The 13,600-nt window shown below is 54.2% G+C and carries 10 protein-coding genes; 8 read left to right on the forward strand and 2 right to left on the reverse strand.

Annotated features, from left to right (window positions below; translation table 11 throughout):
• Positions 1–134 precede the first annotated feature (134 nt).
• The 8 genes from ACFOLF_RS18940 to ACFOLF_RS18975 all read left to right on the forward strand — a co-directional run bounded on the left by ACFOLF_RS18940 (position 135) and on the right by ACFOLF_RS18975 (position 11,895).
• Positions 135–2,360, forward strand: coding sequence for a methyl-accepting chemotaxis protein (locus ACFOLF_RS18940; protein WP_379114428.1), 2,226 nt, complete (start codon positions 135–137; stop codon positions 2,358–2,360).
• A gap of 193 nt (positions 2,361–2,553) precedes the next feature.
• Positions 2,554–4,098: a spore germination protein gene (locus ACFOLF_RS18945; protein ID WP_379114430.1), complete on the forward strand. Its 1,545-nt coding sequence runs from the start codon at positions 2,554–2,556 to the stop codon at positions 4,096–4,098.
• A gap of 7 nt (positions 4,099–4,105) precedes the next feature.
• Positions 4,106–5,323, forward strand: coding sequence for a Ger(x)C family spore germination protein (locus ACFOLF_RS18950; RefSeq protein ID WP_210039125.1), 1,218 nt, complete (start codon positions 4,106–4,108; stop codon positions 5,321–5,323).
• Between the two features lies 1 nt (position 5,324).
• Positions 5,325–5,549: a hypothetical protein gene (locus tag ACFOLF_RS18955; protein ID WP_210039124.1), complete on the forward strand. Its 225-nt coding sequence runs from the start codon at positions 5,325–5,327 to the stop codon at positions 5,547–5,549.
• A gap of 16 nt (positions 5,550–5,565) precedes the next feature.
• Complete coding sequence (locus ACFOLF_RS18960; protein ID WP_210039123.1) at positions 5,566–6,648, forward strand: GerAB/ArcD/ProY family transporter; 1,083 nt, start codon at positions 5,566–5,568, stop codon at positions 6,646–6,648.
• Positions 6,649–6,780: 132 nt separating this feature from the next.
• Positions 6,781–8,772 carry a DEAD/DEAH box helicase gene (locus ACFOLF_RS18965; protein WP_379114432.1) on the forward strand — a complete coding sequence of 664 codons (1,992 nt, stop codon included), beginning with the start codon at positions 6,781–6,783 and terminating at the stop codon, positions 8,770–8,772.
• 185 nt (positions 8,773–8,957) lie between these two features.
• Positions 8,958–10,355, forward strand: a complete 1,398-nt coding sequence (locus tag ACFOLF_RS18970) for an MBOAT family O-acyltransferase (protein WP_210039122.1) — start codon at positions 8,958–8,960, stop codon at positions 10,353–10,355.
• Between the two features lie 52 nt (positions 10,356–10,407).
• Positions 10,408–11,895 carry a copper amine oxidase N-terminal domain-containing protein gene (locus ACFOLF_RS18975; protein WP_210039121.1) on the forward strand — a complete coding sequence of 496 codons (1,488 nt, stop codon included), beginning with the start codon at positions 10,408–10,410 and terminating at the stop codon, positions 11,893–11,895.
• Positions 11,896–11,924: 29 nt separating this feature from the next.
• Here the strand turns inward: ACFOLF_RS18975 and ACFOLF_RS18980 are convergent, their stop codons facing one another.
• Complete coding sequence (locus tag ACFOLF_RS18980) at positions 11,925–12,494, reverse strand: nucleotidyltransferase family protein (protein WP_210039295.1); 570 nt, start codon at positions 12,492–12,494, stop codon at positions 11,925–11,927.
• Positions 12,495–12,541: 47 nt separating this feature from the next.
• The gene (locus ACFOLF_RS18985; protein WP_210039120.1) at positions 12,542–13,516 is read right to left on the reverse strand and encodes a helix-turn-helix transcriptional regulator; all 975 of its coding nucleotides are present in this window, start codon (positions 13,514–13,516) and stop codon (positions 12,542–12,544) included.
• Positions 13,517–13,600: the final 84 nt, after the last annotated feature.

Raw genomic sequence — 13,600 nt, forward strand, 5'->3', positions numbered from 1 at the left:
AAATGCGCCGAAAGGCGCATTTTTTTGCCAATTAAAGCTAAAATTCTACATCAATTGTTAAGATATTAAGTATTTTGTCCCATTTTTTATGTTATAATTACTGACATAAAAAATAGATATGCAGAGGGTTGGGGATGCCTATGTTCGACTGGCTTGGATGGCGCAAGGGACTTCCTTTATGGTGGTCTTATCGGTTGAATGCCGATCTGAAAGAGGATGTGGAGGACAGCTTTGAGGGCATTGCGGACACCAGGATGAACCTGCTGCAGGCATGGACGGCAGAGTATTGGGATCATCTGGACCGCTTGTCCGGCCAGCTGTCCGCATTAAGACAGGGGGCTTCCATTCTCAGCGCAGACAATCAGACAATATGGGAGCGTTTATTCACAGGCACTCATACCCGGGCATCGGATTTCTCGGAAATTTATCTATTAAATGCGGCAGGCAAAGTGGTGTTCTCAACCTGCGAGAGTCACATTGGCCAGCTATACGGCAAAGAAGATCCCATCGCGGGCGGAATCAGCTATTCACGTGAAACGAAGGAAGGCCGCAAATGCCTGTTCGGACCTTATGCAGATCCGTGGACATTGAAAATCGGCCCCAGTTCCTCATCCTTTCACGACAAAATGACGCTGCTCTTCATTACGCCGATTATGGAAGAGGGAGTCTGGTGCGGCGCCGTGTGCGGCCGTGTCCCCAACGATGTCATCGGCGATCTTATTCAAAGGGAATCCGGCCACGTGTATCCGGATTCCGGCGATAATTATATCTTTATGGCGAAGCCCGGGTTAAGCAGCGATATCGCCCCCGGAACGGCGCTCTCCCGCAGCCGGTTCGAAGACCGGACCTTCACGCACGGGGAGAATCTGAAGGACGGGGTGACTACAGACTGGGGCATCGTATCGGTTAAGGAGCATACGGAGCTGGAGATCATGTTTACCGACCCGGCCACCGGCCAGCTTCATCCGGGTGTAGCGAATACGATTCGCAACGGCAGCAATCTATTCGTTGAGTTTCCCGGATATTCCGATTACCGCCACATTTCCGTTATTGGAAAAGGGGTTACCTTCCAGCTGCCGCATTGTCCCGATCTGTGGGGCATGATGTGCGAGGGCGACCTGGAGGAGGTATACCGCATCCGCAGTATCAAATGGACGCAGTTCAAGCATCTGTTGGGCTGGATAACGCTCCTGGGCGTGTTTGGCGCGCTGCTGGCCTATCTGCTGGCCGGTCATGTCGGAAGATTGGCAGAGGCGCTGCTGATCGGGGTCTTCAACCTCCTGCTGGGTCTTGTAATGATGGTTTCGCTGAACCGCAAGGTCAGCAACCGGGTTGTCCGCCAGATGCGGAGACTGAACCGCTTTATCCGGGTTAATGCGGAGGGCAAGGGAGATCTTACCCAGCGGCTGGACACCGGCTCATTCGATAATAATGAAATGCGCGAGCTGTCCAAGTGGGTTAATAATATGATCGATTCCCTGGAGGGCATCATGCTGCAGGTAAAGCTGGCTTCAACCGATGTGCTGACAAGCCAGCGGCTGCTGAGTGATTCTACAGTTGTGACGGCGGGAACAACAGAGCGGGTAAGCGGCAAAGTCAGCGACATGATCAAGAGCATCCGCAGCCAGTTGAAGGATATCGATATTGCCAAGAGCGTGGCTGACGAGATGCGTGTAACTTTGCGGATGCTGGAGAACAAAGCTTCCGAGCAGATTGGCGTCGCCCAGGGAGAACTGGTGCGGATCGGAGACAAAATGGTGCAAATCTCCGATAAGGTGGCGCACACCAATCTTACGATCGAAGCGTTCATGCAGACGACGGATGAAATCCGCAACGTGCTGAATGTCATCGAGGAAATCTCGGCGCAGACGCATCTGCTCGCACTTAACGCCTCGATCGAGGCGGCGCGCGTTGGCGAGCAGGGCCGCGGATTTGCAGTTGTAGCCGCGGAAATCAAGAAGCTGGCCGATCTGACCCGGAAATCCACCGAGGAAGTCCATGAAATCGTGCATAACATCTATCGCAACGCGCAGGAAGCAACGACAACCATGGCGGAAGGAACGCGGGTGGTCAGTGAAGGCAACGAGCTAGTTGCGGCGGCTTCGGAAATCCTGAGAAACGCGGGCGCGGATGAGTCGTTGAAGACGCAAATTATTGATGAGGTCGTAGTCCTGATGGAGAAAATCGCCACGGTCAGCAAAGATAACCGCCTCATCTCCAAGGAAGTGGAAAGCAATGTCCAGGAGCTTCAAACGGATTTCATGAATGTCCGCCATACATCCAGTCACGTGGAGGCGATAACCGCCTTTCTGCAGCAGCTGGTCGGGCAGTTCCAACTAACCGAGAAGCGCAGAAGATAGAGATGCTGCCCGTCGGACTGACGGCTCTCGCAACACCCTTCAAGAATCACAGGCGGCTTAACCGGTGCCGCCGTGATTCGGGAGGGTGTTTTTTTGCTTTCCGGTGAATTTCTTCAGTGAAGGTCGCTTTGCCCGCTTGCTGCCATATCTGATTATTCAGTCCTGATTATGGCAACTATAAAGGCAGGACAACATGACGACAGATCTGAGGACGGAAGATATGAACAAGGCCTGGAACGAATCCAATGACAAACTCACGGCGAGTCTCGAAGAGAACCGGACCCAACTGGTGCACATGTACCAGGATTGCTGCGATATTATTTTTCTGGAGTGTCCGTTTACCCCGGAATTCAGGGGATTTTTTGTTTATTTTGACGGTCTTGCCAATGAGGAGCGGTTGAATGAAATCCGGGATACGTTATCTGTTTCGAGATTCGGGGAAGCCGGTGCCGCTGAGGTGGAGCTTGTGGTCCGGGAAAAGCTGGATTACCTGCCCTGCCACAAGATTCATACGTTCAAACAGCTCGCCGACGAGATCACGATCGGAAATGCCATACTGCTTGTGGATGGCTTGGCACAAGGTCATACATTCATGCTGGCCGATTGGAGAAAAAGAGCGATTGACGAGCCGATTGCCGAATCCGTAGTCAGAGGACCACGGGAAGGCTTTACGGAGGCCATTAATGATAATATGGCCATGCTCCGGCGTAAAGTCAGATCGCCTGAGTTGAAAATGAAGCTGCGCGAGCTAGGGCTTTATACAAAAACGAGGGTTGCCCTGGCCTATGTCGATGGCCTGGTCGAACCCGGATTAATTGAGGAAGTGGAGAAACGCCTTAATCGAATTGAAGTGGACGGCATATTCGAGAGCGGCAACATTGAAGAATATATTGAAGATCAGCCATACTCGCCCTTTCCGCAAATTATTTCGACCGAACGGCCGGACACGGCTGCCTCCGGTTTATTGGAGGGCCGTTTTGTCATTCTGACCGATGGCACACCCTTCGCGCTCATGGCGCCGATTGGCTTAATCTCCATGCTGCAGTCGCCGGAGGACTATTACCAGCGGTATATGATTTCCACGGCGATCCGTTGGCTGCGTTATATATTTATGTTCGTGGCGATGCTGGCTCCGTCGGTTTATGTGGCTATTCTCACCTATCATCAGGAAATGATTCCAACCTCCCTCATGTTGAATGTGGCAGAATCCAGAGAGGAGATTCCTTTTCCGGCACTTGTTGAAGCCTTTATTATGGAAATTATGTTCGAGGCGCTTCGCGAGGCCGGCGTCCGACTGCCGAAACAGGTAGGTGCGGCTGTCAGTATCGTTGGCGCTCTCGTCATCGGACAGGCGGCAACATCAGCGGGACTTGTCTCTTCACCCATGGTCATGGTCGTTGCCATAACCGGTATTGCCTCCTTTATGCTTCCCCAGTACACCCTGGGTATCACCGTACGCATGCTGCGGTTTCCGATTATGCTGTTAGCGGGATTCCTGGGGCTGCTTGGCGTCTTGCTGGGATTGATCGCAATCGCCATACATTTGTGCTCTCTGCGTTCCTTCGGCGTTCCTTATCTCTCTCCGCTTGCCCCCCTGATGAAAGGGGAATTGAAGGATATTCTGGCAAGGGCCCCCGCCTGGAGCCCGTCACGAAGGCCGCGGTTGACCGGATTTGGCGGCGGCATCCGCCGGCCAGGCGGTCTTCGTCCCACTGTTCCCAGGAAAGAGGGAGAGTGAGAGGCCGATGAAGCGAAGAACGATCCGGCAGATTGCACGAATCCTCGTTCTGTCCTTCTCCGTTCCTCTGCTGACCGGCTGCTGGGACCGAAGGGAAATCAATGATTTGGCTATCGTGTTGGCCGCAGGTGTTGATGAAGGGGAGAAAGGGGAGGTTGAACTTACGGTGCAAATTTATGTTCCTTCAGGGAAGGAAGGCACCGGCTCCTCAGGAGGTACAGTAGATGCGAACAGGACGAAGGGGCAAACAACGGTCAGTACGGCAAAAGGCCGTTCACTTGCCGATGCAATGTCCCATACTCAGGAGCGGCTCTCCCGGAAGCTGTTCTGGGGGCATAGCGATGTGTTTGTTTTCGGGAGAAAACGGGCGCAGACCGGCATTAATGATGATCTGGATTTCATCCTCCGGTTTGGCCAGATGCGCGAGAGGGCCGACGTATATGTAACAGGGGGAAAAGCGGTTGACATTATGAAGATACTTCCACGGCTTGAGCGAAGCTCCATGGAGGCGCTTCGCGAGCTGTCTAAATTGGAGGTAAGCACGGAGATTGATCTCAAAACCATCGTCCAGAACATGATAGAAAACCCGGAACAAACGTTTTTTCTTCCCTACGTGCAAGCAGGAAGTGAAATATCGGATGAGCATCATCTGCATAAGACAGACATGTCCTATTTTAATGGCGTTGGTATTTTCAAGCGGGGGGTGATGGTAGGTCATGTGGATGATGATCTTACCCGCGGGGTATTCTGGCTGACTAACCGCATTAAATCTTCAGTCATCACCCTGACTCCGGAGGACTCGGAAGGAACAGTATCGATTAATTTGATAAGCACCTCAACGACCTTCCATCCCCATATTGACCGCAACGGCAAATGGCAGCTGGTCGTGTCCATCGTCGGGATGGCGGATGTTATAGAAAATACGACAAAGCTTGATCTGATGAAGCCTGACAACATTAAGCTGATCAATCAGGGCGCCAGTGACCTCATCCGGGACAGAATCGAGCGGGCGCTCAAACAGATTCAGATGAATATGAAGGCTGACATATTCGGCATGGGAGAATCCTTCAGGAGGCATTATCCCAAACACTGGAAGCAGGCCAAGATGAAGTGGGATGAGCTTTTTCCACAGGTGGATATTGATGCGAATGTAAAGATCCGTATTATTCACATGGGAATTGTGAGTCCCAATATCAGTACGCTTAATCCCGGGGAGGAGAAATGATATGTTTGTCGTCATGGTCTTGATTTATTGGATTATCTGCGGATTCATCTATGGCCTGGACCGAAAATCGCTGCTGGCGGGAAAACGCGAGACCATCGTCTATTGTGTGATTGGAGCTCTGGGGCTGCTGCTGTCGATAGGCCTTCTGATTAACAGCCGGCTGCCCGGGCCTACCCAGTGGATTACGGCCATTTACAAGCCGGTCTCCAGGCTGCTGGAGCCCTGATAAATGGAGGGGACATATGGACCGAGGTAAAATATCTGCCCTGCAGGCAGCCATTCTGTTGTATCAGGCGGTGGCAGCCTCAAGTGTATTGCTGATGCCGGCCATTACAACGAGGCTAACCGGCCGGGATATGTGGATCACTCCGATCATAAGCTCGCTGGTAGGTTATTTAATGATCTGGATCGCGGTTCGCCTTTACCGCCTATCGCCTGACGGCTCCTTCGCCGGCTTGATGGAGTGGGTGCTGGGCAAGACGCTGGGCAAAGTCTGCGGCATTCTGTTTGTTTGTTTTCAGATGCATATTTTGTCCATCGTTATCCGCGATTACGGGGACTTTATTGTCAGTAATTTTTTTGTGAAAACACCGCTGATTGTGGTTAGTGGAAGCATGATCGTCCTTTGCATATGGGTGCTCAAAGCGGGAGTTGAAGTGTTGGCCAGATGCACACAGCTGTTTGCTCCGTTCATCTTATTCTTCCTGCTGCTGGCGCTTCTTCTCTCCATCCCGGGCTTCGAGGCCTACAATATACTTCCTGTATTTGAGAATGGCCTGACGCCGATTTTGAAAAGCTCTCTTGTGGTGGATGGCTGGTACTGCCAGTTCCTGTTGATTTTATATTTCCTGCCTCAGGTCAAGGATGACAAGAAAGTCATGAAATGGGGATTTCTGTCCGTAACGGCAATGGGGCTGACCATGTGCGTCACGAATCTCGCGGTTCTGATGCTCCAGGGAGACTCCACCGCCATCTACAACTATTCTGTTTTTGTAGCAGCTCGTTACATCAGCTTGTCGGATTTTCTCGAGCATGTGGAAGTCATGGTGCTGCTGGTATGGGTATTCGGAGCCTTTATTAAAATCAGCGTCTTTTTTTATGCCGCCACCCTCAGTATGGCAGAGACGCTTGGGTTGAAAAACCATGGGGTTATTGCGGCTCCTATGGGCCTGCTCGCGCTGATCATGTCTTTCTGGTCCTTGCCGGATTTCCAGACGCTGGCGCGATTCGTTTCTACGGCGGGCACTTTTTATATTTTAACAGGCTTTCTTGTTTTTCCAGTCCTGATCTATTTGGCGGCGCTGATACGGAAACGGATCAATTGAAGAGAGCGGCGGTGCCCGGAGCATCGGGCAGGGAACGGCAAGTTTCGGTACATGCGGGCAGTGGTAATGTGGTACGATAGGGGAAGCCGGTTTCCGAACGAATTGTAACGGAAGGTTTAATGATAAAATGAGGTGGATGTATTGGCAGGTTTTGAGGAGTTAGGTATTGCGAAGGAGCGGGCTGCCGCTCTGCACATGGGTGGCATTCAGGAAGCAACCCCGATTCAGGAAGGGGCGATTCCCGTTATTTTGAGCGGGAGCGATGTCATTTGCCAGGCGCAGACGGGAACAGGCAAGACGCTTGCTTTTTTGCTGCCTATGCTGGAGAAGATCAAACCGGATAAGGACGAGCTGCAGGGGCTGATTTTGACCCCGACCCGCGAGCTCGCGCTGCAAATTACGAACGAGCTCAAGCGCTGGCTCTCTTCCAAGACGGAGTTCAGCGTGCTGGCCGTTTACGGCGGGCAGGATGTGGAAGCGCAGATGCGGAAGCTCAAGCGTGCCGTCCACATGATTGTGGCGACACCGGGCAGACTGCTTGATCATATACGCCGCGGGACGATTTCGCTGTCTTCGGTCAAAATGTTCGTGCTCGATGAAGCGGATCAAATGCTGCATTTGGGCTTTCTGAACGAGGTTGAGGAAATTATGACCAAGCTGCCTTACCGGAAGCAGACGATGCTGTTCTCGGCTACGATGCCGGGCAGTGTGCGGACCTTGGCTGCCCGGATTATGCTGGAGCCCAAGGATATTACCGTCAAGGCCCCGAAGGTGACGGTCAAAGGGATTCGCCAACTGGTGGTTGAGACCTCCGACCGCGGCAAACAGGCGGCGCTGGTCCGTCTGATCGAAGAGCAGCGCCCGTATCTGGGCGTGATTTTCTGCCGGACGAAGCGCCGGGCCAAAGCGCTCAATGAAGCGCTGCAGGAGCTTGGCTATGTCAGCGACGAGCTGCATGGCGACTTGTCGCAGGCCAAGCGCGAGCAGGTCATGAAGCGTTTCCGCGATGCGAAGCTCCAGCTTCTGGTGGCGACGGATGTGGCTGCCCGCGGTCTTGATGTGGAAGGGGTAACGCATGTATTCAATTATGATGTTCCCCAGGATGTAGACAGCTACATTCACCGGATCGGCAGAACGGCGAGGGCGGGCGGCGAAGGCCTGGCCATTACGCTTGTGGTGCCGAGCGAAAGGCCGGAGATGGCTGCGATCGAGCAGGGCATCAATCAAAAGCTGGAGCGCGAGCGGGGAAGCGCAAGCGGTGTATCGCTGCATGGGGACTCCGCCGAAGTGCGTCCTGACCGCCAAGGCGCGGGCAGATCCGGCGGGCGCCGCAATGATCGGGATAGCAGAGAGCGCAAGCCGGTCTCAAGAGGCCGTTCCGGCGGCAGGCAGACCGCGCCGGTCCGTGCGGATTCACGCGGACGCGGGCGCTCGGGCGGACGCGGCGCGGACTCTGCTGGCGAGACATTCGAGTGGGGCGCAGGACGCGCCGCTGGAGCAGGGCGCAGTGCCGGGAGGCCGGCTGCAGCGGGACGCAGCGCAGGCGGCAGCCGGGCGGGCGTGGTACGCGGCGGCGAAGGCCGCGAAGCGTATGGGTCTGGCGCAGCGCGCGGAAGCGAAGCGCGGGCGGCTGGCGGCCGGCGCAGCGGCGAAGGCCGCGAAGCGTACGGGTCTGGCGCAGCGCGCGGAAGCGAAGCGCGGGCGGCTGGCGGCCGGCGCAGCGGCGAAGGCCGCGAAGCGTATGGGTCTGACGCGGCGCGCGGGAGCGAAGCGCGGGCGGCTGGTGGCCGGCGCAGCGGCGAAGGCCGCGAAGCGTACGGGTCTGGCGCCGCGCGCGGGAGCGAAGCGCGGGCGGCTGGCGGCCGTCGCAGCGGCGAAGGCCGCGAAGCGGGCGGGGCTGAAGCCGCACGCAGCAGCGAGTTTGCTCCGCGCGCGGGGGCTCCCCAGTTTCCGCGCCTGCGGCAGCAGCCGGAGGCTGCGCAGCGAAGCGATTCAAGGGGCCGCTCCAAAGCGGGCGGGCCTTCCGGCCGCGGCGGAAAATCCTCGCCGTCCGGAGGCAATCGCCGAAGCGGCAATGCCAATGCACCTGGCTCGGGGAAGCCGAACCGCAACAAGTCACGATAACGATAAAGGGAAACAAGGCAGCGGATCTTCCGCTGCCTTGTTTCCCTTGTGAGCTCTGTATGGAAATTAAACCCTTGACAATAAATGGAATGTAATATATATAGATAAAAGTTGAATATTATATGCAATGAACGCCTGCATCCATTTATTTGAAGCTTATTTTTCGTCCGGGGGTTAAAATCAGCATGCTTTTTAATACCTATTTTTTTATTTATCTGTTTTTGCCTCTAACCCTCCTCGTTTATTTTACGCTGAACCGCTTCCGGATGATTACTTCCGCCAAGCTCTGGCTGACCGCTTCCTCCCTGTTTTTCTACGGCTGGTGGAACATCAAATACATTCCCCTTATTCTCGCATCGATTGGATTCAACTATGCGATAGGCAGGCTGCTTTCTGAAACCTCCCCCGCCAGACACAAATTACGGCTGTCCCGCCGGAAGGTCCTTATCGGGGGAATAGCCGCTGATTTGCTGCTGCTCGGCTATTACAAATATGCGGATTTCTTCCTTGCCAACTTGAATGCCCTTACAGGACAAGGGATTGCGCCGCTTGCGATTATTTTGCCGCTTGGCATCAGCTTTTTTACCTTTACGCAAATCGCGTATCTTGTCGATGCCTACCGGGGAAAAGCAAAAGAATATAATATCCTCAGCTATATGCTGTTCGTCACCTTTTATCCCCATCTGATTGCCGGTCCCATTCTGCATCATAGCGAGATGATGCCTCAATTTGACCGTCTCCGCAGCAAGCTGTGGAGCTGGCCCAATGCCTCCAGGGGCGTGTACATCTTCTGCATCGGTCTATTCAAGAAAGTGGTCGTTGCCGACACGTTTGCCATCTATGCCAACAACGGCTTCGAGCACGCCGATCGTTTTCTCCAATCCTGGGTCGCCGCGCTTTCTTATACGCTCCAGCTGTATTTCGATTTCAGCGGATATACGGATATGGCGATCGGAGCTGCTCTATTATTCAATATCAAGCTGCCGCAAAACTTCAACTCTCCCTACAAGGCGCTCAGCATTCAGGATTTCTGGCGAAGATGGCATATGACGCTGAGCCGTTTCCTGCGTGATTATATCTATATTCCGCTGGGGGGCAGCCGCAGCGGAGAGTACATGACCATCCGCAACGTGATGATCACCTTCCTGCTCGGCGGCTTATGGCATGGTGCGGGATGGACCTTCATCGCCTGGGGGTTTCTCCATGGTGCGGGACAAGCCGTGCATCGCCTCTGGTCGAAATCCGGACGTTCCCTGCCCAAGTGGCTGGCATGGACAGTGACATTTGTTTTTATCACGATAACCTGGGTGTTCTTCCGGGCGGAGAACTGGCAGCAGGCCGTACGTATTCTGAAAGGTATGACCGGCCTCTACGGGACCGGCATCACCATATGGCAAAGCTCGTTTGTACCCCTTGTGCTCATCCTGATTGCCATGCCGATTGTGCTGTTTGCTCCCAATTCATCCGAGCGGATGCAGTCTTTTCGCCCCAATTGGAAAACCGCGTTATGGCTGGCAATCGGTTTCATTATTTCTATGGTGTATATGAACCATGTCAGCGAATTCCTATACTTCAACTTTTAAGGACTATCGCGGACATGGGTGTTTGTATTTTTAACGAAAGAAGGATGGCAATGTGGCGGCGAAAACAACGGCAGACCGGGTTCCGGGGCGGTCAGGCGGATATTCAGCCCGTATGAAATCAAAACGGATGCTTGCGGCGTTTGCCGTCTTCGCGGTGCTGGGAGCGGCTTTATTGTCCGCGCTGACTGTCTTGATCGATCCCCTGCAGTTTTATCATCAGGCGATTGGATACACGCCGGTGCTGTACCATGAGGAGCGTTACCAGAATCCGGGGCTGGCTAAAAATTACACCTACGATACGATTATTATCGGAACCTCGATGACGGAGAACTTCCTGCCCTCCGAGGTGGGCCGGGAGCTCAAGGGCAAGGCGCTCAAGCTCTCGCTTGAAGGCTCAACGGCAGATGAGCATCATAAGATGGCGAGTCTGGCCTTGCAGACCGGCCAGGTCCAAAAAGTGCTCTGGGGACTCGATTATTTCTCGCTCAAGCAGAATACGGAAGAGTCGGCAAGCCTGTTCCCCGGTTATATGTACGATAATCATCTGTGGAATGATTACCCGTACTGGTTCAGCTATTCCGCATACCAGCAGTTTATCACCAGCATGAAGGCAAACTTGAAGGGAACAGCCTCCGATGATTTGGAATATCAGAACAATTGGGGACGTCGGGCGGAGTTCGACCGGCAGCTGGTTGTCCAGGCCTATAAGGATGCGCAGTCGGAAGAGGTTTATTTTGGTTTGGGCGAGGACAGCGTAGAGGAGATCAAACAAAGCTTTAATACCCATGTGCTGTCTCTGGTTGCAGACAATCCGGACGTGGATTTTTATTTCTTCTATCCTCCGTACAGCGTGCTGCGTCAGGTTGCCTGGCTGAACCTGAATCCCGGGCGGTTTCAGAATCAGCTGCTGATGAGAAAATGGATTTTTGAGCAGTTCAGCAAGCTCCCGAACGTGAAGCTGTATGATTTTCAATCAGAAAGGCAGTGGACCTACGATCTGGATCAGTACAAGGATCTCTCGCATCACAGCCCGCAGATTAACTCTCTGATCGCTCAATCGATAGGAAGCAATGACGCCCGCTATCTGGTTACGGCGGACAATGTGGAGAAGCTGAACCGTCAGCTTGAAGCGGATAGCAATGAGGCCGTGCTGCTTGGTAATGGTCTTGTCCGCAATATCGAGGTGAAGATTGGAGGCAAGCAGGCGGCATTCAGCCAACGGAGCTGGTCCGGCGGTGAAACGGGGGATATGCTCATACCGGCAAAGGAAGCCGCGGCTGCTCTAGGCGCTGCGATAGCCTGGGATCAGACAACGAAGTCGATGGTGCTATCCAGGCAGAAGCACAGGCTGAAGGCAGCGGTCGGATCCGTAAAAGCGACTGCCGACGGAGCGGATGCAACCTTGACAGCCGCACCGCAAATCATCAACGGCACAGCGATGGTGCCCATCCGCTCCATAGCCCGTCATCTTGGCTGGACGGATCAGATTAATCAGCCGAGCAGCTGGACCATCGCCATAGAGCTTGATGAGAAAAAGTGACTCGAATACGCCTAATTGGATAGAGGGGTCTAGCCATCAAGGATGGTTAACCGCTCCCAGTGCCGCTTCCAGTTCTTCTTTAGGAGACGGTTTCTGTATATGCGGAGTCTATCCGGATCCTCCCGGAAAAATGGGGTCGGCCTGATCACACCGTTCACGGCATCTTCAACCCCCCAAGGGGCATAAAGCACAAGCCCGTTCTCATCTGACAGGGTGAGGCCCAGGGCGGTGGCGGTCTCCGGGAATTTGGACATGGCGTCCCGAGCCGAAGCATGAGGGGGATTATGGTTGATATGATGCATCCGGACCTGGTTTTTGACGGACCAGGGGACTCCGGAATGGAGTCCTGTTAATAGGTCCTCCAGTTCTTTTTCCCTTCCCTCGCTGTCATCGCCGGGATCAAAATAAATCACATCGACATCCGGCAAAGCCGTTCTCTCCCCATAGCCATGCCGGGTGTCCCAGATCTTGGCCCGGACAAACCCGGCGCATACCCACCAGTCCGGCAGGTTCAGCGTCTGAACCGTTCTCAGAATGCCCGTCATCCAATCATCCTCCCGAACCAGACGAAGGATATCTTCTTCTTTTAAGGCTGAAATAAACGTTCACTCCTTGTTCCAGATCATCCGGACATGAACAGCCTCTGTCAGGAAAGCTGGCTTTGATAATAATGGGCAAGCTCGGCAGCGCGGGCGGCCAGCTTCTCCTTCAATGCGGGCGGCTCCAATACTTTGATGGATGTTCCATAGGAGAACAGAATGCCGGGCAAATAAATCAATGCCGCCTCCAGATCCATTTTAAACATAGCCTGGTCTGGCGTTTGCTCCGCGAGGAAGACCTGCATATTCCCATTGCCGCATAATTGTCTGATGGCATCAGGCGTTCCTTCAACCCGAACCGGCGTCAGATTATCCACGGGGACACGCGGCATCAGCTGTCTGGCAAAATAATCGCCCGCCGAGAACGGATGGGGACGCTCGAAAATCTCCTCCGTGACCTTCATATCGAGAATGCGGTCAACGCGGAAGCTGCGGATATCGCCGCGGAGCCGGCAGTGGGCGACGATATACCATTTGCCGGTCCAGTGGACAAGGCCATAAGGGTCAATCGGGCGACCCGGGGTCGAGCTTCCGTTCTCCTTCCGGTAATCAATCAGGACGGTCGTGCTCTGCGCGACGGCGAGCTCCAGCTCGCGAAGAAGCGGCTCATCTGCGGCAGGCTGGCCGCCAAACGCAGGAAGCACATCAAAGCCCCTTGTATGGCGCTCAAGCGCCTCCAGCTGATCTTTATTGGTGTACAATTTGATCTTCGAAAGCGCGCGCTCAAGCGCCTCCTTGTGGGGATACCCAGCGTGCTCGGCGAACAGGGCGGCATGAACCATGGATTTGCGCTCATCCTCATCGAAGAACAGAGGAGCATCCATGAAGGGTTTGAGCAGGCTGTAGCCGCCTTCATGCCCGGGCTCGGCTACAACGGGCACGCCAGTTGCGCATAGAGCGTCTATGTAGCGGTACACGGTGCGGACGCTGCATTCAAGCTCCTCCGCCAGCTGGGCGGCAGTCATTCTTTTGCGCGAGGTTAATAGCCATAGGACGGCCAGCAAGTTATCGGATTTGGACATGCGTGTTTGTACTCCTTTATTCATTCTTCCCTGCAATTGTAGCACATGCGGCTTTGCCCGATTAAGGAGCAGATTGCAGCCCCC

Source organism: Paenibacillus sepulcri (genome assembly GCF_042647105.1).
Taxonomy (GTDB): Bacteria; Bacillota; Bacilli; order Paenibacillales; family Paenibacillaceae; genus Paenibacillus_Z; species Paenibacillus_Z sepulcri.

Excerpts from the sequence above, each read along its gene's own strand:
- ACFOLF_RS18955 (WP_210039124.1), top strand. The coding sequence starts at position 5,325 with ATGTTTGTCGTCATGGTCTTGATTTATTGGATTATCTGCGGATTCATC.
- ACFOLF_RS18950 (WP_210039125.1), top strand. The coding sequence starts at position 4,106 with ATGAAGCGAAGAACGATCCGGCAGATTGCACGAATCCTCGTTCTGTCC.
- ACFOLF_RS18985 (WP_210039120.1), bottom strand. The coding sequence starts at position 13,516 with ATGTCCAAATCCGATAACTTGCTGGCCGTCCTATGGCTATTAACCTCG.
- ACFOLF_RS18945 (WP_379114430.1), top strand. The coding sequence starts at position 2,554 with ATGACGACAGATCTGAGGACGGAAGATATGAACAAGGCCTGGAACGAA.
- ACFOLF_RS18940 (WP_379114428.1), top strand. The coding sequence starts at position 135 with ATGCCTATGTTCGACTGGCTTGGATGGCGCAAGGGACTTCCTTTATGG.
- ACFOLF_RS18960 (WP_210039123.1), top strand. The coding sequence starts at position 5,566 with ATGGACCGAGGTAAAATATCTGCCCTGCAGGCAGCCATTCTGTTGTAT.
- ACFOLF_RS18970 (WP_210039122.1), top strand. The coding sequence starts at position 8,958 with ATGCTTTTTAATACCTATTTTTTTATTTATCTGTTTTTGCCTCTAACC.